Genomic DNA, 24,345 nt, shown 5'->3' with positions numbered 1-24,345 from the left:
GCTTATCATGAGTAGTTTAGTAAATAATCAAATGATAGAAGAGATTAGAAATCTTTTAATTAATTCAAGAACACAACTGCAACAATCGGTTAACAGTATAATGGTAAGAACCTATTGGAATATAGGTAGAATTATTGTAGAGGATGAACAAAATGGAGAGCAAAGAGCTACTTATGGAAAAAAGCAATTAGAACAAATATCAAATACCTTATCAAAAGAGTTTGGAAAAGGTTTTGATACTACAAATCTTAGAAATATGAGACGATTATACCTTACATTTCCAATTCAGGAGACACTGTCTCTCAAATTGAGTTGGAGTCATTATTGTAAAATAATGAGAATAGAAAATAAAGATGCGAGAGATTGGTATATCAAAGAAAGTATTGAAAACAACTGGAGTATTAGGGTATTAAGTAGACAAATATCAAAGCTTTATTATGAAAGATTATTAAGTAGTACTGATAAAAAATCACTTGTAAATGAAGCAAATGAAAAAATAAAGGAGCTTCAAACTACAGATATAAAAAATTATCTTAGAGATCCTTATGTTTTTGATTTTTTAAATCTACCAAATGAATCATTACTTGAAACAAATATAGAACAAGCTTTGATAGATAATCTTCAACAGTTTTTACTTGAATTAGGTCGTGGTTTTGCTTTTGTATCAAGACAAAAAAGATTGAGTGTAGAGGAACAAGATTTTTATATAGATTTAGTTTTTTATAACTTTAAACTAAAATGTTTTTTGCTTATAGATTTAAAACTTGGAAAACTTACTCATCAAGATGTAGGTCAAATGGATACGTATGTAAGAGTTTATGATAAGTTTGAAAAAGCTGAAGATGATAATCCTACCATTGGACTAATCCTTTGTAGTGAACCTTCACTTGCAGTTGCTAAATATTCAGTGTTAAGTGAAAGTAAACAACTATTCTCATCAAAATATTTACCATTTTTACCAACAGAAGAAGAGCTTCAAAAAGAGCTTCTAAGAGAAAGAAATCTACTTTTTAAAGGTAGTGAAGATGAGTAATAAAGAAAACATACCAAAGCTTAGGTTTAAAGAGTTTTCTGGGGAGTGGGAAGAGAAAGCTACAGGACAAGTCCTAAAAATTGGGAGTGGAAAAGATTATAAGCATTTGGAAAATGGCAATATTCCTGTCTATGGCACAGGCGGATTAATGACTTATGTAAATGATTATTTATATGATGGTGTAAGTGTATGCATTGGACGAAAAGGAACAATTGATAAACCAATGCTATTAAGTGGTAAATTTTGGACTGTTGATACGCTTTTTTATACACATTCATTTAAGGAATCTATCCCAGAATTTATATTTTCAATTTTTCAAAAAATAAATTGGAAATTATATAATGAAGCATCAGGAGTACCAAGTCTTTCTAAAGCTACAATTGAAAAAGTAAAAGTAAACGTTCCCAAAAAACAAGAGCAAGAAAAAATTGCCTCTTTTTTATCCTCTATTGATAAAAAGATAAATCAACTATCAAAAAAAGATGAGTTGTTACAAAACTATAAAAAAGCTATGATGCAAAAGATATTTTCACAAAAGCTTAGATTTAAAAAAGAAGATGGAAGTGATTATCCTAAGTGGGAAAAATATGAATTAAAAGAGTTTCTAATTGAAAGAGTTGAATATCCAGAGGAATTATTACCTATTTATAGTTTAACAATAGAAAAAGGTATTATCCCAAAGAGTGAGAGATATGAAAGAGCCTTTTTAGTAAAAAGTGATTATGAATATAAAACAATGAAAGAAAATGATTTTGCTTATAATCCCATGAATTTAAGATTTGGTGCATTAGCTCGACATAAAGAAAAATTAGATGTTATGGTTTCAAAGTATTATAATATATTTTATTGTAATGAAAAATTAAATTCATATTTTGCAGTATTATATTTTACAAATTACAATAGCATTCAATTTTATAACAAAATGGCAACAGGAAGTTTAGAGGAGAAAAAAAGAGTACATTTTAGAGAGTTTTTAAAATTTAAATTTTCTTTTCCTACTATAGAAGAACAAACAAAAATAGCAAACTTTTTATCTTCTCTTGATACAAAAATATCACAAAATAAAAAAGCCCTAGAAGAGACTCAAAGGTTTAAAAAAGCACTTTTACAAAAGATGTTTGTGTAATATGAAATCATTTATAAAGGAGTTGTTTAGTCAAATGAGTTTAAGTTCTATAAGTTCAGAAGAGATTTTAAACTACTACTACCAGTGTATTGTAGAGAGTTCTCTTCAAGGATTAAAATTTCCTATAAGTGATGTAAAAGTTGAGAAAGTATTATCTAAAATAAATTTGTTTTATATAAATCATCAAGAAGAAGATAAAAAGCAATATATAGATAATCTTAACATGATAAGAAAACATATTCAAAATATTAAACCTGAGAAAAGAAAAGATTATAGACTTATATATTTCCCTTTTCTTCATAAATTTACTCAATACTCCTCTTTAAATAGAAATGATAAATATATTACTTCTCCTATATATTTTATATTTGATATTGATGATAAAACACAAGATAAATTAGATGAGTTAGTTTCAATTACAATAGATAATTCATCAAATGAAGCAGTTTTTAAAAATGGACAAATTGTTTTTAATACTCTGTATGCTTCTAGAGATATTTATTCAATGGACTTTGAAGAAATAGATACATTACGAGAGTTACTTGATGATGAAGAGTTTAATGTAAAATATCCTATTAAAGATTTTGAGTTTTTTAAAAGTCTATTAATAGAGTATTTAAAAAATTGTAAAAGTGAATTAAAATTAGAAATAAATCCTAATGAAGAATATTCTGAATTATTAAAAAAATTTCATAAAGGTTTGATGAGTTTTAATCGTAAAAACGATACTTTAGAAAACTTTGAATTTAAAAGTGGAATACTTTTAGCAGATAGTGAAGCGATATTAGACGCTGATATTATGTTAAGAGGAATAAGGTATTCATATAAAAAAAGCATAATTCCCTTTATTGAAGAAAATTCAAAAAAAGAGCATAAGTTTAATAGAATTTTCTTTAATCATGAAAATAGATTATTAGATAAAAGTAAATCTTTCAATAAAAGTAATAACTTTAATTCACTTAATCTAAGTGTTGATAATGTAAATAAGTTACAACAACGTCATTATGGCTCTTTTAGTAAGAATTTTCCTTTAACAAAGTCTCAAAGACTTGCCATGTGTGCAGTTGTTTCTAATATGGATATTGTTCCTGTAAATGGACCTCCAGGTACAGGAAAAACAGCACTTCTTCGTAGTATATTTTCAAATTATATTGTAAAAAATGCTTATAAAGCAGCAAATAGCTATTTAAAAAATAAGAAAAATCCTTTTAAGTTAATTGATACTGGAAAACCAATTCTTGGTACTTCTAGTGTTAGACAAGCAATAAACAATCTAATTTCTGGAATATCAGAAGGATTTCAAGATTCGTCAAAAATAGATATAAGATTTACAAGATGGCTAGAATTATCAAATAAAAAATATAATAAAGTTGATTTAATTGATAAGTTTGTTGTTGTACCTCAAATAAGAAATAGTGAAGAAAAATATAAAGATGATATTTTATTTACAAGTTTAGAAAGTATATTTCAATATATTCATAGTCTTGATTATGTAGATTTTGAAAAAAAATACATTAATAGTTTTATTGAATCATACAAGAAAATATTACCAAAAGATTTCAAAGAAGAAAAAATAACAATTGAGTATTGTATCTCATTTTTAATAAACTTTATGGAAACTGCAAAAAAAAGAATTCAAAAGAGTATTTCAGAAAATAAAAATATGGATTTTGAAACTTATGAAAAACTTGATAAATTTGAACGATTTGAATTCTTTTTTGCATCTTTGCATCTACTTGAAGCATTTTTTATTCTGAATATTAAAAAAATAAATAAAATGAATATTACAAATGAATCTTCTTGCCCTATTTGTAATAGTTCTTTAATTATTGAAAATAAAATTGAGTGTAAAAACTGTAGTTTTGAGGTAGAGAAGAATAGAGAGTTTAATAAACTTAAAAATGAATTCACAATTGATGATTTAAATTTATTATTAAAAGATTCTTTGGTTATTGAAGATATAAGGTATGGGCTAAGATATAATGAAAATAATAAAAAATATCAGATAAGTATCTTAGAAAATGAGTTTAATAGTTTAGATAATATATTTATAATCACTCCTTTATTCCCTATGTTATGTGTTACAATGCACTCTTTTTATGGTGCATTTAAAGATAAAAAAAATGATGAATTAAGAAAAGATTTTTTTGATTTAACATTGACTGACGAATCAGGTATGATTTTACCTCATATTGCAATGCCAATAATTTATAGTAGTAAAAAAATGATTGTAGTCGGGGATGAAAAACAAATAGAACCTATTGCCCCTTTTGATAAATCTATAGATAATATAATCTATGAAAAACAAAAACTAAAGATAGGTTATAGCCAGTTTATTGATAGCTATTCAGTTTTAAATCAGAATTTAATTAAGCTTATAAATAAATCCACTTATATTAAAACCTTTGAAATGAAAGAGTATGAAAAAAACTCTTTATGGTTAAAAGAACATTTTAGATGTAAAGATGAAATTATTGAGTATTGTAATGATATTGTTTATAATGGAATTCTTGTTCCTAAAGTTAGAGAAGTAAATAGCCAATTGTTTTTAGATGATGCTAAAGATGAGTATCCTTCAATTAAAATATTTAATCTTGAATCTGAAGTTTATAAAAATCGTTCAGAACTTGAAGCTTCTGCAATTGCAGATTTTTTATTTCATAATATAGAAAAATTGACACAGTTGTATAATGCTTGGAAACATTATACAAAAAAAGATAATGAAACATATGATTCAATAGAATCAAAAGACTTTTATAGAAAAATAGGAATAGTTACTCCTTTTAATAATCAAAAATATTTAATTAAAAAATCATTATCAAAAGAGTTTAATTTAAATAAAATACTAATTGGTACAGTTCATGCTTTTCAAGGGAGTGAAAAAGAAATTATTATATTTTCTCCTACTATAGGAAAAGATTGTAGTTTTGAACATTTTACAAATAAAGATGATGGGAATATGATGAATGTTGCTGTATCAAGAGCTAAAAGTGCATTTTGGGTTTTTGGTAGTGTAGAGGGAATGAAAAAAGCAGGTCGGTATACTGAAGTTTTGGAAAAATATATTGAATTAAAACAGGATTATGAGTTTTATAATAAAAGTAATCAGATAGTAAGTAATATTAGAGAAACAGCAAAGACATTTAGGACAAGTAATAAATATATTTTTAAGAATTTTAGAAATAAAGATTTAACTTTAGAAGAAGCCGAAAAAATATTAAATGGAGAGACTGTAAAAGTACAAAGAGTATCTAAAACAGGTAACTTATATGAAATCAATGTTTATTCTGATGGTAACGGAAAGTTAAATTCAAGTTTTGACTAAAGGATAATAATATGACAAAAACAAAGTATTTATTATATGAATTTAAACAGTATAAAAATAGTAAATACTTTTATTGGTACAAAACTGATAATAAATACTTTACTCAAACAAAACCACCTAAAAATATACTTGATAAAATAACAGCTTCAAAAAAAGAGGTAAATAAAGAAGATATTATCTTAAATCCTTGGCAAGAGTGGAATACAAACGATATACAAAAAATTATCACAAAAGATGGTGTTTGTATAAATTATTTAAAATCTACAGATGATGAGTACATTACAAAACAAGAAGATTTGAAACTATTAGAAGTTTATAGTTTCTTAGTTGAGAATTTTGATATTTCTAAGTCTTTTGGGTTTGAAGTGATTAAAAAATGGCATAAGATGATATTTGAATCTATCTACCCTTTTGCTAGTAAACTTCGTACAGTAAATATGAGTAAAGGAAGTGGTGTTGATGCTTGGGAATGGCGTTTAGAGTTTTTAAATGCTTTGCCTAATTTTGATAAGTTTTTAAAAGAAGTTACAAAAAAAGAGTATGAAGATATTGAGACTATTTCCCAAGATTTATCAAAATTAATATGTGAGTTTTTATTTATACATCCATTTAGAGAAGGAAATGGAAGATTAAGCAGACTTATATGTGATATTATTTTGGCAAAAAATGGTTTTCCAATGATTGGATTAAACTTGAAAAAAAGTGATAATTATATACAAAGAGTGCATAGTGGATATGAATGTGACTATGAACCTATGAAAGAGTTACTGAAACAAAAGATTGAAGAGGAACTTATGAATGAATAAGTTTATAGTGTTCGTTAAGCTCTTTTTTTGTGATTTTAGAACCTTCAACTTTAGCAGAACTATGAACAGAGTTTACAATCATTTTTCTTTTTTTAGTAACAGAAGAGAAGTGTTTGTTGCTATTTGCAATAGTTTTTTTCATTAAAATATAATCCTTTTAAGTATCTTGTATTATACTAAAAAGATGATAAATAATCAAGGGTCTTCCCTTGATTATAAATAAAAATAGGAATAGAAAATTGAGTACCCAAAGTGAAGCAATACTAGAAGAAAACCTTATCAAACAACTTGAATCTTTAAAATACGAAAGAGTATTTATAAATGATGATGAACAGCTAGAACAAAATCTAAAAAGACAGTTAGAAAAACACAATAAAACAACTTTTTCCAACAATGAATTTAAAAAGATACTAAGCCACCTACAAAGTGGAAGTGTCTTTGAAAAAGCAAAAAAATTAAGAGATAAGTATGTTTTAAACAAAGATGATGGTACAAACTTTTATATGGAGTTTCTAGACTCTGAACATTGGTGCCAAAATCTATTTCAAGTAACAAATCAAATCAGTATAAATGGTACATATAAAAACAGATACGATGTAACTATTTTGATAAATGGTTTTCCTCTTGTACAAATTGAACTAAAAAGAAGAGGTTTAGAGTTAAAAGAAGCCTTTAATCAAATCAATCGTTATCAAAAACACTCTTATGGTGCAAACAGTGCTTTGTTTCAGTATATTCAAATATTTGTTATAAGTAATGGAGTAAATACAAAGTACTACGCAAACAACAAAAAACAAACCTTCAAGCAAACCTTCTTTTGGGCAGATAAAGATAATAAAAATATCACAAATATTGAAGAGTTTACAAGTTCTTTTTTAGAGCGATGCCACATCTCTAAGATGATATGTAAGTATATAGTTTTAGCTGAAGTTGATAAGATACTTATGGTTCTGCGACCTTATCAGTTTTATGCGGTTGAAGCTATTATTGAACAAGTTACTACCTCTACAAGAAATGGATATATTTGGCATACAACTGGAAGTGGTAAAACTTTGACCTCTTTTAAAACAGCACAAATTCTTATGAAACTTCCAAAAGTACAAAAGACAGTATTTGTAGTAGATAGAAAAGACTTAGACTTTCAAACTACAAAAGAGTTTAACTCTTTTAGTGATGGAAGTGTAGATGGTACGGATAATACAGCTACTTTAGTTAGACAATTTAGTGATGATACAAAGTTAATAGTTACAACAATTCAGAAACTAAACACAGCAATCAAAAAAAGAAAATATATAGAAAAGATGTCAAAACAAAAAGATAAACATATAGTCTTTATCTTTGATGAGTGCCATAGAAGCCAGTTTGGAGAAACACACCTAAATATAAACAAGTTTTTTACAAACAATCAAATGATAGGTTTCACAGGAACACCAATATTCCCTGAAAATGCTATGGGAAATAAGTTAGGTAAAAGAACAACAGCAGATTTATTTGATGATAGACTTCATAGATATGTAATAACAGATGCTATCAATGATGACAATGTTTTAAAATTTTCTGTTGAATATATAGGAAGATATAAAGAGAAAGAAAACAGTGCCACAAATATAGATATAGAAGTTGAAGATATAGATAGACAAGAGCTTCTTGAAAGTGATGATAGAGTTGAAAAGATAGTTGACTATATTATTGCAAATCATGGTAGAAAAACCCACAACAAAGATTTTACTGCTATGATGACAGTTAGTTCTGTAGATATGCTTTCAAAATATTATGAAACCTTTAAAAGAAAACAACACAATCTAAAAATAGCTACAATATTCTCTTATGCAGATAATGAAGAGGATAAAAGTGCAGATGGTTTATATGAATCAGATGGGGCGCATATAGATGAAAATCATATAAACAAACACAGCCGTGAAAAGTTAGATGAGTATATCAAAGATTATAATAAAATGTTTGGTACAAAATACAGCACCAAAGATAGTAAAACTTTTTATAACTACTATAATGAACTCTCAAAAAGAGTAAAAAAAGGTGAAGTTGATATTCTTCTTGTAGTAAATATGTTTTTGACTGGATTTGATAGCAAAAGATTAAACACCTTATATGTGGATAAAAATCTAAAATACCACGGACTTATACAAGCTTTTAGTAGAACAAACAGAATACTTGATGAGGTAAAATCCCAAGGAAATATTGTCTGCTTTAGAAACATTAAAAAAGCTTGCGATGATGCGATAGCACTTTTTTCAAGAAGTGATGCAAAAGATATTATTCTTATGGAACCTTACGAAGAGTATGTTAAAAAATTTAATGAAGCGTATGAAAGACTAATAAAAATAACTCCTACAGTAGCTAGTGTAGATACTTTGATAAGTGAAGATGATAAACTAGAATTTATCAAAGCTTTTAGAGAGATAATGAGAATAAAAAATATCTTAGAAGGCTTTAGTGATTTTAAATGGTCTGATTTATCTATGAGTGAGCAGATGTTTAATGACTATTTATCGAAATATTTAGATATGAAACCAAAAAGAGGTGAACAAAGTGAAAAGGTATCTATCTTAGAAGATGTAGATTTTGAATTAGAATTAATCCATAGAGATGAGATAAATGTAGCATATATTTTAAAACTCTTAGCTAAATACAAAGACTCAGATGAAGAAGAGCAGAAAAAACAAAAAGAAAATATCTCAAATATATTAACAAACAATCCACAACTAAGAAGTAAAAAAGAACTTATAGAGAAGTTTATCAATGAAAACCTATATGCCATAAATGAAGATGACATAGAAGAAGAGTTTGATAAGTTTTGGGAAGAGGAAAAAGATAAAGCCTACAAAGAATTATGTAGTGATGAAAACCTTGATTGTAAAAAAGTGAGAAGAGTTGTGGATAAGTATATCTATGAACAAAGGCTACCTTTAAAAGATGAAATAGCAAGTACACTAAAAGTAAAACCCAAACTTCTAGAGCGAAAAAAAGTCATACCAAGAGTTTTAGATAAGATTGTAAACTTTGTAGAGAAATTCTATGATGATATAGGAACACAAACTACGACAAACAATAGTGACTATTCAAATAGTGTTGAAGAGCTAAAAGTCGCCCAACCAAAACCAGAGTATAACTAATTATGTATATTAATCTACTCAAGATTATATCTTAACTAAAGTCATTGAACTTTAATAAAAATCTGCTATGATTATATCAAACAATAAAAATAAACTATACTTATATAGTAAGGATTAGATATGAGTGAGATTCATGAATTTTTTAATAGACAAATAAAACTTTGGGGAGAAGAAACTCAAGATAGTTTACAAAATAAAAAAGTAGCTATCATAGGTAGTGGTGGACTTGGTTGCTCTTTAGGTATTGCCCTTGGTGCTTCAGGTATTGGAGAGTTTGCTCTTGTAGATTTTGATGAGGTTGGAGTTCATAATATTCATAGACAAATAGGTTTTAAAGTTGGTGATGATGGAAAATACAAAGCTGAGGTTTTAAAAGAACTTATAGAATCAAGATGTCCATATACAAAAGCAACAGCATATGTAGAAAGTTTTGATGAGTTTACAAAAAGAGATTTAGAGTTTGATTTAATCATTGATGCTACTGATAATTTACCTACTCGTGCAGCTATAAATAGCTACTGCCTTGAAAAAAAACAAGCTTGGATTTATGGTAGTGTAGAAGAGTTTCATGGGCAAGTGTGTTTTTTCCAAGAAGCCTCTTATGAAGCAATTTTTAAAATAAATGATAGAAAACCAAATGGTATAGCTTGTCCTATTGTTATGCACATTGGTTCTTTTCAAGCAAATTTAGCTCTTAGATATCTTACTGGACTTCCAGTAAAAAAAGATGTTTTGTATTATCTTTCTTTTGATGAAGAAGGTGTTTTACAAAATCAAAAATTTAATCTTCCAAAAAACTAATCTAGTATCCAATTTAGATACTAGATTAACTAACGTTTTTTTAAGGACTTCTTCGATACACTATCCAAATTTTTAACTACATTATAGGGAACTTTTAAATATGCCAAAAAGAGAAGATATAAAATCTATTTTACTTATAGGTTCAGGACCTATTGTTATTGGACAAGCGTGTGAATTTGACTACTCAGGAACTCAAGCTACTAAAACACTTAAAGAGTTAGGATATAGAGTTGTTCTTATCAATTCAAACCCAGCTACTATTATGACAGACCCAGAGTTTGCTGATAAAACTTATATAGAACCTATCACAGAAGAAGTTGTTGCAAAGATAATTGAAAAAGAAAATATCGATGCTATTTTACCTACTATGGGTGGACAAACAGCATTGAATGTTGCAACATCAATGTATGATAAAGGTATGTTAGAAGGTGTAAAATTCTTAGGTGCAAATCCAGAAGCTATTAAAAAAGGTGAAGATAGACACCTTTTTAATGAAGCAATGATTAAAATTGGTATGGATTTACCTAAAAGTAAAAATGCATATACTCTTGAAGAAGCTATCGAAGTTGCAAAAGAAATTGGTTTTCCCGTAATAAGTAGAGCTTCTTTTACACTTGCAGGTGGAGGTTCTGGTGTTGCTTATAATATGGAAGAATTCAAAGCTTTAGCCGTAGCTGGAATTGAAGCATCTCCAATTAATGAAATTGAAATTATGGAATCAATGCTAGGTTGGAAAGAATACGAAATGGAAGTTATCAGAGATAGAAAAGATAACTGTATTATTGTATGTTCTATTGAAAACTTAGACCCAATGGGTGTTCATACAGGAGACTCTACAACTATTGCACCAGCTCTTACTCTTACTGACAAAGAGTACCAAGACATGAGAAATGCTTCATTTGCTATTTTAAGAGAAATTGGAGTTGATACAGGTGGTTCAAATGTTCAATTCTCAATTTGTCCAAAAACAGGAAGAATGATTGTAATTGAAATGAACCCAAGAGTTTCAAGATCTTCCGCTCTTGCTTCAAAAGCTACTGGATATCCTATTGCAAAAGTTGCAACACTTCTTGCTGTTGGATTTACACTTGATGAAATTACAAATGATATTACTGGAACAGCGGCATCTTTTGAGCCAGTTATTGATTATATTGTTACAAAAATTCCTAGATTTACTTTTGAAAAATTCCCTAAAGCAGATTCAACTTTAACAACTGGAATGAAATCTGTTGGTGAAGTTATGGCTATTGGTAGAACATTTAATGAATCAATTCAAAAAGCACTTTGTTCTATGGAAACTGGGATTCATGGTTTTGACCCAATTTGTGATGATTTAGAAAAAATCAAAGCTGAAATTAGAAGACCAAATGCAGATAGACTAAGATATCTTATGGATGGAATGAGACACGGCTTATCAAATGAAGAAATATTTGAAATGTGTAAAGTTGATCCATGGTTCTTAACTAAATTCAGAGAAATCTATAATTTAGAAAAAACAATTGATGAAACAGTTTTAACTGATGAATCAAAAATGAGAGCTCTAAAAACAAACGGTTTTTCAGATAAAATGATTGCTATTATTTTAAGAAAATCAGAAGAAGATATTTATAAAGCAAGAAAAGCTATGGATATTGATTTTGAATACAATGAAGTTGATACTTGTGCCGCAGAATTTAAAGCACTTACTCCATATTTATATTCAACAACAAATATTACAAAGCTACCAAAAACTGTAAAAAATGATACAGAGAAAAAAGTATTAATTATTGGTGGTGGACCAAACAGAATTGGTCAAGGTATTGAGTTTGATTATTGTTGTGTACATGCAAGTTTTGCATTAAATGAAATGGGTGTAAAAACAATTATGTATAACTGTAACCCAGAAACAGTATCAACGGATTATGATACTTCAGATATTTTATATTTTGAACCAATTGATTTTGAACATGTAAGATCAGTAATTGAAACAGAAAACCCTGATGGAATTATTGTGCATTTTGGAGGACAAACTCCTTTAAAACTTGCTAATGCAATTACAGAGTTTGGTGGTAAAATCATAGGAACTACAGCAGAAGTTATTGATTTAGCAGAAGATAGAGAGAAGTTCTCTACTTTTGTTGAAAAAGCAGGACTTTTACAACCTGACAATGGAACAGCTGTTGAAGTAAATGAAGCTATTGAAATCGCTGAAAGAATAGGATACCCAGTATTAGTAAGACCATCATTTGTACTTGGTGGAAGAGGTATGAGAATTGTTTATTCAACAGATGAATTAAAACAATATATGGATGAAGCAGTTTCAGTATCAAATGATGCACCAGTTTTAATTGATAAGTTCCTTGATAGAGCAATAGAACTTGATGTTGATTGTATTTGTGATGGAAAAGAAGTATATATTGGTGGAATTATGCAACATATTGAAGAAGCAGGGATTCACTCTGGGGATTCAGCTTGTTCTTTACCTCCTGTATCAATTGAACCGGAACTTATTAAAGAACTTGAAGAAAAAACAAAAAATATGGCACTAGGATTAGGTGTAGTTGGACTTATGAATACACAATATGCAATTCATAAAGGACAAATATATTTAATCGAAGTGAATCCAAGAGCTTCAAGAACAGTTCCTTTTGTATCAAAAGCAACAGGAATGCCACTTGCAAAAGTTGCAACAAGAGTTATGTGGGGAGAAAGTTTAAGAAATGCCCTTGACACTTATAATTCTGATTTAGTTTGGGAAGATAATGGAGTATTAAAACCAATACTTAAAAATCATGTAGCTATTAAAGAAGCAGTTTTCCCATTTACTAAATTAAGTGGTTCAGATATGATTTTAACACCTGAAATGAAATCAACAGGTGAAGTAATGGGTATTTCTCATAATTTTGGAACTTCATATGCAAAAGCACAAAGTGCAGCTAAAAATGATTTACCACTTGAAGGAAAAGTATTTATTTCTCTTTGTGATTTAGATAAAGAGTTTGGAGCTCAAATTGCAAAAGGTTTAGTAGAACAAGGTTTCTCTGTCGTTGCAACAGGTGGAACATATGAAACTATTAATGAAGCTGGAATTGAGTGTGAGAAAGTTCTAAAAATAAGTGAAGGAAGACCTAATATTACAGATTCAATTACAAATGGAGAAATTGCATTAGCAATTAATACTTCAGATGGAAAAGAGTCTTCAAAAGAAGATGGAAAAAATATTAGAAGAACAGTATTAAAAGAAAATGTACCATATGTTACTACAGCAGCAGGAGCTTTAGCTTGTGTTGAAGCAATGAAAGCCCTTAGAAATAAAGATGGAATAGGTGTAAAATCTATTCAAGAATTTTTAAATGACTAATGGACTCAAAATTAATATATTTAGTTCAAACTGATACTACAGTTGGTTTTTCATCAGCAAATGATGAAAAACTTTCAACTGTAAAAAGAAGACCCAAACTTCAAAAAATACTTCAAACTGTAGATTCTTTTAAAACATTAAAAGAAAATACAAGAATCCCTAAAATACACAGAAAAAAAGTTCGAAACTCAAAAAAAACAACTTTTATCTATCCAAATCAAAAATCTTTCAGAATAATCCCAAAAGACAATGAGTTTTATCCTTTTATTCATAAGTTTAAAAACTTATATTCTACCTCTGCAAATCATACGAAAAAAAGTTTTGAAGAGGATTTTGCTTTAGCAAATAGTGATGTAATAGTATACACAAAAGAAGGCTTCCATGAAAAAAACTCTTCTTCAATATATAAGCTTAATAGAAAAAAATTAAGAAAGATAAGGTAAGTTAATTTTTAGCTTAAAAGCTTTTTTTAAAGACCTTTTTTATATAATCTCAAATTCTAAATGACCCCGTCGTCTAGTGGCCAAGGACGCCAGGATTTCCTCCTGTAGACGCAAGTTCGAATCTTGCTGGGGTCGCCAACTATTTTATGGGTTTTTTAGCTAATTTAAGTTTTACTGGGACTTGATCTTTCCAACCTATTTCAAACTTTATAAAATGAATTAAATATTCAAAAGCTAAATATGAAAATTATTTGAATAAATAGAACTACTTATAAAACTTAAGTTTAATAAGCTTAAAAAATCTTAGAAAAATTATTTTATATTTTAATAAAAAAATGTTTTATTTTAAATTCTATATAACCTTATAATAAATTCAAAATAAAAAATAAACTCTATAAAGCCTATTTCTAGGTAAATAATAATGTTTTTAAACTAATGGACATTCTCATTAAATAAATATAAACTTTTCGAATAAGAACTAAAAAATCAAATAAAGGTTAATTATTATGTATAGTTTAAATAATACAAAATATGAAAGTATTCTTCATTCAATAAATAGTAACGAACAGTATAAATATATGGTTACATTTAATCAACGAACAACTGCAAAAATAATTGGAGTCAGTGATAGTACATTAGAGAACTGGAGGCGTGAAGGTATTGGTCCTAATTTCAAAAAAATTGATAGTGGTAGAAGAGGGCGAGTATTATATTTAAAAACAGATATAGCTTTGTGGCTATCAGAAACAATAGAGACATTGTAAAGGTAATAGCAACATGGAAAAAGAAAAGCTAAATAATATTGCAGATTTTACAGTTATTAAACACTTACCTCGGGTTAAATTTAACCTATCTAATAATGATTATTGCATAGCAAGTGCAATTTATACACTAAGTCATAATCCAGACTCTAAGTTTGATGGTTGGTACTATGGAAAAATTGAAACATTGGGAAAGAAATTTAACTTAGGAAGAAGTACTTCATATAACTGTGTAAATAAATTAATAAGTTCAGGGGTAGTAGAAAAAAATGAAGAAACAAACTTTCTTAAAACCACAAAACTTTGGTGGGATGAGTTTGAATTTATCAAATTAGTAAGAAATAAATAGTAGTCCATTATTTGGACTATTGTTTAAATAATAGAAATGGTAGTCCAAAAAGTGGACAGATATAACTATATATTAATAAGGAAGAAGATGAAGATTCTTTATGAAAATAAAATAGAGCTATTTGATAGCTTTTATGCATGGTTAAAAGAAGATGGTTTAAAGCCTTATAAAAGTGAAAGGCTTCATAAAAAAGCTATTTTCTCAAATTTGATTAATGATGAAAAATTGACATTAGAAAACTTTAAAGACTTTATTGAATACAAGAAAATAAATGACTTGATAGATAAAAGAATTATATATAAACAAATAGACTCAATTATCATTAATATTGAGATAAAACAAAATCATTATATTATCTTAACTAAACAGGATATAATCAAAGTATTAAAGAAGGATATTGATGAATTAATTGATAAATATATAAGAGATGAAAATGGCTGATTATGTTCAAGTTCGTTTTGAGACATGTTCTTCTTCTTTAAGACAAATTAACCATGACTTTCGTTTGTCAAAAGTTAGCTATTTAAGAGATAATATGTTTCATAATAAATATAAAAATTCATACATGAAATATGATTCAAATATTGTAAAACAAAAAGTAAAAAAATCTTATAATGAATATAATAAGATATTTAGAGAGAATCATAAAAAGAAGCATGGTAATTATAGAAATCTAACAAAAGGAAAACAATCTGATTTTCTTAGTGGAATTATTACATTAAGCCCTTCTATTAATGATAAACTAGAAAATAAAGTACTTACTAAAACTCAACTAGAAAAATATTTTAGACAGGCAATAAAAAACATTCAATTAGAAATTAAAAAAGCTGTAGGAGAAGATATTGAGCTTTTTTATTCTGTGATACATTATGATGAAAAAACACCTCATATGCATTTTGATTTGCAAATCATACAAGTCAAGGACAAAGTGTTCCTATGAAGCTAAAAGAGCATGGTAGAAGTAAGTTTCAAGATATCGTAGGTGAAGTATTTAAAGAAATTAATTTTAAGCGAGGTAAACGTAAATCAACTACAAGACATATGAAAGTAGTTGAAATGCATAAAACAGAATTAAGTGATTTAGAAAATCAAATAAAAAAACAAATTAAAGAACTTCAGTCTAAGAAAAAATCATTAACAAATATAACAAAACTAAAAGTAGAGTTAGATTCTATTGATAAAGCTATCAAAACTGCTCGTATAAGCTTAAAAGATAAAGAAACTGATGTAGATAAGCTTACAGAACAAAAAGCTTTTTTAGAAGAAAAGATAAAAGATTTAGAGCCTATAGATGATGATTATATTGTTTATAGTATTCAAGCTATTTTAGATCATGTATCACAATTAAAAGAGGTTGATTTAAATCAGAAAAACAAACTTTTACATTATTAGATAAAGATAAATTAACTAAAATATTAAAACCTTATAATGAAAAACTTTTAGAAGTTAAGAATATACCTCTTGTTAATCAAAAAGCATTGGATGAAGTAAATAATCTAAAAGAACAACTTAGTGTATCTGAATCAAAAAAGAATTCATATTATGGAATGAATACAAAATTAAATAATTAAGTTCAAGAGTTAAAGTTAAGAATACAAGAATTAGAGGATAAGTATAGTGATTATGAAGACTATAAGATTGGTTACGAAAAGATGGATTTGTTTTTAACTAAAATATCTGATATTTTAGAGTGTGAAGATATAGAAAATAGTGTTCTTAAATTAATGAATAAAAAGAGTACAAATATAAGAAAACAAAATTCAATTAGGTATCATTGATGAGGTTTCAAAAGGGGGCGACGTACCCCTTTGCTTGCTAACCTATTACTTTAAGTGAGAGGTTAGTAAGTTTTATTTTCATGTAGTTATAATTTAGAATAAATTTATTTTGCCAAATTATCTAAATAAGATATGAAATATTCTTGTACATTATCTATTGCAGTTGATTCAAAAGGGTTATTTAGTTTTTTTCTTATGCTATTCATTTTTGATTGTAATTCTTCATAGTTTATTTGATTTAGGTTATCATTTGTTGCTAACCTCTGTAATATTTCAAAAAGTAGATAGAAGTTTACTAAATATCGCTTATAGTTAGTTGAGTCATTATTTAAAAGTAAGTCTAATGATTTTTTTAGATTATTATTGTCTAGCTTTGTTTTTAATATTTCAATAATATTTGAAATGTAGTCAATACATTCAATAAAATCAATTTTTTCAATTTCGCTAATAGTTAATTTTTCTAATAATGAAGTAATGGCTTTTTTATCACTTATTCTACAGTTGACATTTTCAGCTCTTTTATAAAAACCTAAAGAATTTTTATTTTTCTTTGTGTAGTTATAACGCAAATATGCAAGAATTGTAATTAGTTCTTCGTTTAACATTCTATCAGATTGTTTATTTTTTTGTTTTATAAAAAACCAATCTATATAAGTATTTGTTAAACATTTTATCTTTTCAATAACTTCTTTATCGATGTAAGAATTCCACATTTCAAATGAATTATCTTTAATTGGATATGGTTTATTATTAAGTCTAATAAATAAATCAACAGGATCAAAGTTTGTATTAAGTTTTGAATCAATTTCTATTACACTTAATTTAAAATCTAAAATTTTATCTTTTATAGTGAATTCTAAATCATTATAGCTTTTATTATTGTAGTCGTCTTTTAATAATTTTAATCTTTTTAATTTAAATGAGTTATTTTTTGCATAAACAAGCTCTCCTGATTCATTTAAATATTTTTTCCCAATAAAGCCTAGAATTGATAATATTCTTTGTTGACCATCAACTACTTCTTTAATCCCTTTTTCATTTTTAAAAATAAATATAGGAGGAAGATTAATACCTAAAATAATACTTTCTATAATAGCAGATGCTTTAAAAATATTAATTTTCTCTTGTCGTTGGTAGCTAGGTCTTATTAAGTACCTATTACTTTCTAAATCATTAATTAATTCATCAACTGGAATTAATGATGCATCAGGCTTTTGTACTCTTAACGACGATAATTCATCCAATTTTAGATTTAAATCATCTTCACTTTGAACAATTTTTTTTATTTTTGAGTTAAAATTATCATTTTTAAAATATAGTGAAAAGTCAAATTTTATAATTTTATTGATTGCATCAACAACTTTTTGATATCTACCAATTACTGCTTTGTAATAGTGACTTCCTTCTGCTTGGAAAACTGATATATCTTCTGCTAATATAGATTCAATTATTTTTATATTTTTATCAGAATATAAATTATCATAGTTGATTTCTTCTTCTTTTAGAATAAAAATTGCCCATAAGATACATTCATTAATATATCTATTATTTTGTAATAAGCTAGATGAAAAATACTTAATTAGTCTAAATGTATCATTTAAAGTGTCAATTAAAAAATCACATAATTTTTCTTTATCTTCTGTATTATCATTTATAAAAGTATATAGTATTTCGATTGTTTCGGTCCTATTACTTCCTGATGCATATGTATTGATGGGAAATTGAGATAAAATTAAATATTTTCGCAAAAATTGTAAAATTTTAGCGCTATCATTTTCTAAGCTAATGGTATCTTTTGATAAAAAGCTTTCACCAATTTGCTGTAATAGTTGCTTGTCTTTTATTTTATTTTTTAATATATTTGTAATTTCATCATCATCATAATTTGCATTATCAAGCTCTGCTTTATTTAAAGGAGTTATTCCTGAGTTATATCTTCTAAAGATTTCTTTTTTTACTTTATCTTCTAAAATGGGGTCAAGTTTAGGTTCATTTATTATTTCAAACTCAAAAATTCTAATTTTTGCATCATCAAAAATATCTTGTATATTTCTATCAAGTTTACTAAAAGAGAAATTTTTCAATTGCATTAGTTTTGTTAAGCCTTTTGATGATAGTTTTATGTCACCTTCTTTAAATCTTTTAATAGTTTCATATCTTTGTCTACCATCAACTACTTCTATATCTTTTCCATTATTAAAAAAAATAAGAGGGGGAATATCTGTTCCTAGTAAAATACTTTCTATAAAAAAAGTTGCTTTTGCTGTATCCCATACATAATTACGTTGATAGTAAGGGTGGTAATTTATTTTTCTACTCATTCTTTCACTAAATAATGTTTTGATTGAAAATGAATAAACAGTAGTTTTGATATGTTTTTTAAAAATATTTTCTATTTCATCACCGTTTAAGTATAAATTTGACATTAATTTCCTCTTTTATTATCTTTATTTAATTGAATTTTTATATTTGAATCTATTTCAAAAATTAGATTAAGTCTACCCTCTATTGTAGAAGTTTTATTACATATATTAAAATCACTACTTTTACTAAATCTAGAAAATAGTACATAATCATATAGTAAATCACTAAAATATTCTTTAAAAATTTCAATTTTAAAGAATAAAATATCAGAAATATTTTCTTCTAGTAGAATAAATGCAAATTTTAATTTATTTATTTCAGATGAAGTTATTTTTATTAATATTTTGTCATTGATTTCTGTTTTTTTAGATAATTCTTCTTCAATAAAATCTTCTTTATTAACATTTTGATTTAAATTATCTATAAACAGTAAAAGATTATCAAATATAAATTCATTAAATTGATTAAGTTTATTTAGTTTTTTATAATCTTCAACTATATTCTTTGTATACTTATAAAATTCGAATTTAGATAAAGATGGCAGATGTTTAATTAAATTATATTTTAAAATTAAAGGATAAAGCTTTTTTGCATATCTAGTTTCAGCATTATAATAAATTAGAAGTAATTCATATTCAGATAACTGAGACCTGAAAATTTTTAAATACACAATCTTTTCACTTTCTGCTAATTCAGAAGAATCAATAAAATGAATGATTCTATATAATGTTCTGAAGTAATGAGTTAAACTTTCTTTATTTCCATAAAGTATTTCTTTGTATAAATTAATGATTTCATTATTTAATTCTATTATATTAGTGGATTCTGTTTCCTTTGTAAATAATTCATCTCTTAATTTTTTAAAATAGTTTTTATTGTCATTTTTCAAATCTAAATTATTAACAAGTGTATTAAATAAATCAATTAAAGAGAAAAATGTTGTTTCAAACCTTTGTTGTTTTAACGTTTTAGATTGTTCTTTAAAAACTTCTCTTGTTTCTCGTAGTTCTTCTTTTTGCTGTTTAAATTCATCATTTTGAAGATTAAGTGCTTCAATCTGTTTAGTTAGTGCTTTTTTATTATTGCTAAAGTCCTTTCTTTGTTCTTTAAGTGCAATGTAAAACAAGATAATACCTGTCAATGCCCATATTGAACCAATTATACCTCCAAAAAAATCACCAAATGTACCAAGTTTTTCATGATTTATTTTAGTCGATATCGAAAACTCTTCTTGCCAGAGGTAAGCTATTGTCAAAGGAATGAGTATTAAAATTAGTAGTAAAGATATTTTAATAATTTTATTAGCTAGTAAATGAGTACTTTTTTTATACATATATATGTTCTTTTAGGAAATTATATTATTTTTTACTTTAAATATATTTAATTATAAATTTAATATTAACCATTATGTAATTAATTTTAGTTTATTGATAATACAATATTAGTTTATCATCTTTTGTTTCATTATTAATAATTCCAAGTATCATAGAATCGTAATTATGAAAAGTATTTTTCGTTAGTTTTTCCAAGTAGTTATGTATCTCTAATAATGATTTGTTTTTTTGAATACTAAGTACAATTATTATATTTTTAGATTTTGTATTTAAATCCTTTTTATTGAAGTCATTAATATTAACAATCAATTTTTTTATTGGATCCATTTCTTCAAATAGATAGGTTAAGTCATGTTCATCAGGGTTTAGTTCTGATGATTCTTTTATAAGCTTGAAGTCTCTATCTAACTTGATTAAAGTATCATAATTTCTAAATTCTTCTTTTAAGTAAATACTATGATCAATATAATCATTGATTTCTTTAAATCTACATTCAGAACATGTAAAATCAAAGTTATTTTTTAATACGGTAGCTTTAATATTACAATGTGGACAAACCCAGTTCATGTAAATAGTGTCATTTATAGTGCTTGAATTTTCATTATAGTTCATAATTTACCTTTAGTATAAATTTTTAATTGCTTCTCTTCCACTATCAGGAGATAGTTTTGCATACCTTAATGTCATCTTAATATCTTTTATGATTCATAAGTTTTTGAATTGTAAAAATAGGTGTTCCATTTATTGCTAAGTGACTTGCAAATGTATGTCTAAGTGTATGAAATACTATTTTATTTTTTCTATCATTCTCTTCTATATCTTTATTAAATAAATCATTAAGTAATGCTCTTAATCTTCGCTCAGGGTTTGAAATAAAGAGTTTATTCTGAATATCATGGCTTATGATGTAGCTCTCTAGTAATTGACTCAATTCCTCTGTTAAAAAAGCTTTATAAGTACTTTTATTTTAAAAGTCTTTAATTGTTAATAGTTCATGGGTGAAATCAATATCATTCTTTTGTATGTTTAATATTGATGATAACCTTGCTCCAGTATTCAATGCAATTTTATATATTAGGTATAAAACATCATCATTCTTTGAACTTTCAAATAAAGTATTTATTTCTTTTTGATAAAAATCTTTCTCTTGCATTATCTATTGAAAAAAGTTTCACATATTTTGATACATCATTTTTAATAAAATCATTTTTTACTCCATATTTGATAATTGTTTTAAATAGGTTTAGAATATTATTAATTGTATTTTCTGTAAGTTTTTTATTATCTTTTGAGTAGGTTATATCTTGAATATATTTTGGAAAGTTATCAATGTCAAGTGCAAACCAAAAATGCACCAATATACAGTGCAAAAGTGCACCACTTAGTAACACCTATTTGTTAGAAATATCTAACAATCTTGCTTCCCCTTTTTTGCTTTAATCTGTAACTTTCACCAGTAACATTGATTAGATGTGAATGATGAATTAATCTATCTAATATTGCAGCTGTTAATGCTTCATCATTATTTAGAACCTCCTTCCATTTTGTAAATGATAAATTTGAAGTTATGATTATTGAACCTAACTCATATTTTTTATTGATAACTTGAAAAAATAGATTGGCTTGATTTTCATTAAATTTTATATATCCAAACTCATCTATTACAAGTAGTTTAGGAATTCCTATCACTCTTTTAAAATAGTTATCAAGTTTATTCTGAGCTGACGCACTTTCAAGTTGTATTATCAAATCATTTGCAGATATAAACTTTGTTTTTATCCTTTGTTGTGTTGTAGCATATGCAATTGCTATTGCAAGATGTGTTTTACCAACTCCACTTGGTCCAAATAAAAGAATATTTTTATACTCATCAATAAATCTTAAAGTTAAAAGTTCATTTATTAAACTTTTATCAACTGATGAAGATTTATAATCAAAGCTATCTATTGTTTTTAATTTTGGGAAGCCTGCTATTTTTAACAACATCTCTTTACTTCTTTGCTCTCTTCCAATATTCTCAAACTCTAAGAGCTTATATAAATACTCACTATAGGAAAGATTTTCTTTTGAAGCTCTATCTGCTAAATGTTGATAGTGTTCTAAGATAGCAGGAAGTTTAAACTTTGCACAATTATTCATTTATAGATTCATACAGTAGCATATGATGCTCCTAACACTTTTTCATAATCTGAAATTGTTGTATGGTATTTTATATCTATATTTAGTTTTGATAGGTCTATAGAACTATTTATAGTTTTATCTTCTTTTTTATTTTTTATCTCTTTTACACTTGAATAAAAAGGCTGTAAGAAATCTTTCTTTTCTTTAAACATATCAACTGGCTTTTTCTTTGTTGTATCATGTATTCTTGAGTTTACTATTTCTAACCAAGTAAATATTTTTGAGTTTAATAAATCTTTATCTATAGTGATTTCACTTCTTTTTAATGAAGTTTTTAACGGTATATAAAAATTCCTTTTTAGATATAAATTAAATCTCTTAACTTTACCTTTCGTTTTTGCTCTATATACTTTACACAGTTTTGGAATGAAATTATCTTTTGCAAATTCTAAAAAGTCATTATTAAATCCATGTTGATTTTTACCATATTTATCTCTTTGAATAACTACTGATTTTAGATTATCATAAAGTAGTGTTTGTGGAACTCCTCCAAAGTATTCAAATGCTTTAACATGATAATCTTGCCAAGTACTTTGTCTCATATTATCTGTAAAATATACAAAAGCCATTCTACTAAAGCCTAATACCATTACAAAGCCATATATTGGATTCTTACCACTTCTTATTATTGTCCAATCTACTTGTGCTTGATATGATGGTTTAGTTTCAAATCTTATTACTTCTTCTGGTGTTGAACTTGTTTTTAATGAGCTTAAAAATGTTTGTAATATTCTAATCTTTCCATCATATCCATACTTTTTTATCTCTTCATATATTACACTTGATGGTATCTTATCAGGATTTGCTTGTTGTACTCTTTGAAGTATATATTTTTTATATGGATCTAATTTTGATTTATATTCAACTTTTTTGTAAGATTTTAATTCTTTTTCTTTTAGTCTTTTTGAAACTGTTCTTCTGTTTAATCCAACTATTTTTGATATAGCTCTTATACTATATCCTCTTTTATGTAAAGTATGTATCACGGTAAATTCCTCTTTATCAATCATACTCACTCCAAATCTTTTATTTAGAGTTTATTGTATTTATTTTCTATTAATAAAGTGGTGCACTTTTACTTTGCACTTGACATCAACATTTGTTTTACTTAAACTATCAATATCCATATCATTGAAAAAGACTTTAATATATTTGTTGTAGTTTGATTTATCAGTTAAAGTACTTCTAGTATCATTTCTTTGTTCAAAATAAGACTCTGCAATTTTTTCTATACTTAGTATTGATTTCTTTTTTTATTTGAAATTGAAGGTAGCTCTTCTCCAAGTCTTTGTTTTGTTATAATTTTATTTCATTTTTGATTACAATAATTTTCAAGAATCCCTTCTGAGTATTTATCAACTTTAATTTCTCTTGTTTTATTATTAGTATCTTTGAATCTGATATAATATGTTTTATCTACTTTTCCATTAGTAATTATATCTCTATACCGAACACCAGTAGTTTTAGTTGTATGGTTTTTCCCCCCCCCTTTTTTTTTCACACCTATTTCACACCAAAATTTATATATTATCAGATTATATAGTGAATATAATAAAAAGTCAAAATTCTA

The 24,345-nt window shown here is 26.2% G+C and carries 21 protein-coding genes, 1 tRNA gene and 1 pseudogene; 14 read left to right on the top strand and 9 right to left on the bottom strand.

Going from position 1 to position 24,345, the window contains the following annotated elements; all coding sequences use genetic code 11:
- The first annotated feature begins 7 nt into the window (after positions 1-7).
- The 4 genes from CP965_RS03800 to CP965_RS03785 are packed head-to-tail and all read left to right on the top strand — an operon-like array spanning position 8 to position 6,290.
- The gene (locus CP965_RS03800; RefSeq protein WP_129060719.1) at positions 8-1,033 is read left to right on the top strand and encodes a PDDEXK nuclease domain-containing protein; all 1,026 of its coding nucleotides are present in this window, start codon (positions 8-10) and stop codon (positions 1,031-1,033) included.
- Positions 1,026-2,159 (top strand): restriction endonuclease subunit S, encoded by a 1,134-nt coding sequence (locus tag CP965_RS03795; RefSeq protein ID WP_129060718.1) that lies wholly within the window; start codon positions 1,026-1,028, stop codon positions 2,157-2,159. The genes CP965_RS03800 and CP965_RS03795 overlap by 8 nt, the downstream gene beginning before the upstream one ends.
- A 34-nt stretch (positions 2,160-2,193) precedes the next feature.
- Positions 2,194-5,484, top strand: coding sequence for an AAA domain-containing protein (locus CP965_RS03790; RefSeq protein WP_164970989.1), 3,291 nt, complete (start codon positions 2,194-2,196; stop codon positions 5,482-5,484).
- Positions 5,485-5,495: 11 nt separating this feature from the next.
- On the top strand, positions 5,496-6,290 hold the full coding sequence (locus CP965_RS03785) for a Fic/DOC family protein (protein ID WP_129060716.1): 795 nt from the start codon (positions 5,496-5,498) through the stop codon (positions 6,288-6,290).
- Here CP965_RS03785 and CP965_RS14095 read toward each other — a convergent pair.
- Positions 6,277-6,432: a hypothetical protein gene (locus CP965_RS14095; RefSeq protein WP_164969344.1), complete on the bottom strand. Its 156-nt coding sequence runs from the start codon at positions 6,430-6,432 to the stop codon at positions 6,277-6,279. The two genes, CP965_RS03785 and CP965_RS14095, sit on opposite strands and share 14 nt — an antisense overlap.
- Positions 6,433-6,529: 97 nt before the next feature.
- Here CP965_RS14095 and CP965_RS03780 point away from each other — a divergent pair, with 97 nt between their 5' ends.
- The 10 genes from CP965_RS03780 to CP965_RS03735 all read left to right on the top strand — a co-directional run bounded on the left by CP965_RS03780 (position 6,530) and on the right by CP965_RS03735 (position 16,510).
- Positions 6,530-9,424: a type I restriction endonuclease subunit R gene (locus tag CP965_RS03780; RefSeq protein WP_129060715.1), complete on the top strand. Its 2,895-nt coding sequence runs from the start codon at positions 6,530-6,532 to the stop codon at positions 9,422-9,424.
- A gap of 120 nt (positions 9,425-9,544) precedes the next feature.
- Entirely contained in the window at positions 9,545-10,225 is a 681-nt protein-coding gene (locus CP965_RS03775) for a HesA/MoeB/ThiF family protein (protein ID WP_206732240.1), read from the top strand.
- A 100-nt stretch (positions 10,226-10,325) separates the two neighbouring features.
- Positions 10,326-13,565 (top strand): carbamoyl-phosphate synthase large subunit, encoded by a 3,240-nt coding sequence (carB, locus tag CP965_RS03770; protein ID WP_129060714.1) that lies wholly within the window; start codon positions 10,326-10,328, stop codon positions 13,563-13,565.
- Positions 13,565-14,008 (top strand): Sua5 YciO YrdC YwlC family protein, encoded by a 444-nt coding sequence (locus tag CP965_RS03765; protein ID WP_129060713.1) that lies wholly within the window; start codon positions 13,565-13,567, stop codon positions 14,006-14,008. The genes carB and CP965_RS03765 overlap by 1 nt, the downstream gene beginning before the upstream one ends.
- 62 nt (positions 14,009-14,070) lie before the next feature.
- A tRNA-Glu gene (locus CP965_RS03760) sits at positions 14,071-14,146 on the top strand.
- 368 nt (positions 14,147-14,514) lie between these two features.
- Entirely contained in the window at positions 14,515-14,772 is a 258-nt protein-coding gene (locus CP965_RS03755) for a helix-turn-helix transcriptional regulator (RefSeq protein WP_206732239.1), read from the top strand.
- 13 nt (positions 14,773-14,785) lie between these two features.
- A complete protein-coding gene (locus CP965_RS03750; RefSeq protein WP_129060712.1) occupies positions 14,786-15,118 on the top strand; it encodes a hypothetical protein in 333 nt (110 codons plus the stop codon).
- A gap of 87 nt (positions 15,119-15,205) precedes the next feature.
- Positions 15,206-15,559, top strand: a complete 354-nt coding sequence (locus CP965_RS03745) for a hypothetical protein (RefSeq protein WP_129060711.1) — start codon at positions 15,206-15,208, stop codon at positions 15,557-15,559.
- Entirely contained in the window at positions 15,552-16,058 is a 507-nt protein-coding gene (locus CP965_RS03740) for a hypothetical protein (protein ID WP_129060710.1), read from the top strand. Before CP965_RS03745 ends, CP965_RS03740 begins: the two co-directional genes overlap by 8 nt.
- Complete coding sequence (locus tag CP965_RS03735; RefSeq protein WP_129060709.1) at positions 16,055-16,510, top strand: hypothetical protein; 456 nt, start codon at positions 16,055-16,057, stop codon at positions 16,508-16,510. The genes CP965_RS03740 and CP965_RS03735 overlap by 4 nt, the downstream gene beginning before the upstream one ends.
- Before the next feature lie 490 nt (positions 16,511-17,000).
- On the opposite strand, the gene CP965_RS03730 is transcribed toward CP965_RS03735, so the two are convergent.
- The 8 genes and pseudogenes from CP965_RS03730 to CP965_RS03690 all read right to left on the bottom strand — a co-directional run bounded on the left by CP965_RS03730 (position 17,001) and on the right by CP965_RS03690 (position 24,276).
- Complete coding sequence (locus CP965_RS03730) at positions 17,001-19,322, bottom strand: DUF262 domain-containing protein (protein ID WP_129060708.1); 2,322 nt, start codon at positions 19,320-19,322, stop codon at positions 17,001-17,003.
- Positions 19,322-20,593: a putative phage abortive infection protein gene (locus tag CP965_RS03725; protein ID WP_129060707.1), complete on the bottom strand. Its 1,272-nt coding sequence runs from the start codon at positions 20,591-20,593 to the stop codon at positions 19,322-19,324. Before CP965_RS03725 ends, CP965_RS03730 begins: the two co-directional genes overlap by 1 nt.
- A gap of 91 nt (positions 20,594-20,684) precedes the next feature.
- Positions 20,685-21,206 carry a hypothetical protein gene (locus CP965_RS03720; RefSeq protein WP_129060706.1) on the bottom strand — a complete coding sequence of 174 codons (522 nt, stop codon included), beginning with the start codon at positions 21,204-21,206 and terminating at the stop codon, positions 20,685-20,687.
- 76 nt (positions 21,207-21,282) lie between these two features.
- Positions 21,283-21,546: pseudogene (locus CP965_RS14475) on the bottom strand (tyrosine-type recombinase/integrase); the annotation flags it as partial.
- Positions 21,547-21,700: 154 nt separating this feature from the next.
- Positions 21,701-21,964 carry a phage integrase SAM-like domain-containing protein gene (locus tag CP965_RS03705; protein ID WP_164970988.1) on the bottom strand — a complete coding sequence of 88 codons (264 nt, stop codon included), beginning with the start codon at positions 21,962-21,964 and terminating at the stop codon, positions 21,701-21,703.
- A 28-nt stretch (positions 21,965-21,992) separates the two neighbouring features.
- Positions 21,993-22,733 carry an IS21-like element helper ATPase IstB gene (gene istB / locus CP965_RS03700; protein ID WP_129060702.1) on the bottom strand — a complete coding sequence of 247 codons (741 nt, stop codon included), beginning with the start codon at positions 22,731-22,733 and terminating at the stop codon, positions 21,993-21,995.
- An 8-nt stretch (positions 22,734-22,741) separates the two neighbouring features.
- Entirely contained in the window at positions 22,742-23,785 is a 1,044-nt protein-coding gene (gene istA / locus CP965_RS03695; RefSeq protein ID WP_129060701.1) for an IS21 family transposase, read from the bottom strand.
- 299 nt (positions 23,786-24,084) lie between these two features.
- Complete coding sequence (locus tag CP965_RS03690) at positions 24,085-24,276, bottom strand: hypothetical protein (RefSeq protein ID WP_129060700.1); 192 nt, start codon at positions 24,274-24,276, stop codon at positions 24,085-24,087.
- Between the last annotated feature and the right edge of the window lie 69 nt (positions 24,277-24,345).

The organism is Halarcobacter mediterraneus, assembly GCF_004116625.1.
In the GTDB taxonomy this organism is placed as follows: domain Bacteria; phylum Campylobacterota; class Campylobacteria; order Campylobacterales; family Arcobacteraceae; genus Halarcobacter; species Halarcobacter mediterraneus.
This window is presented reverse-complemented; position numbering and strand designations above follow the sequence as displayed.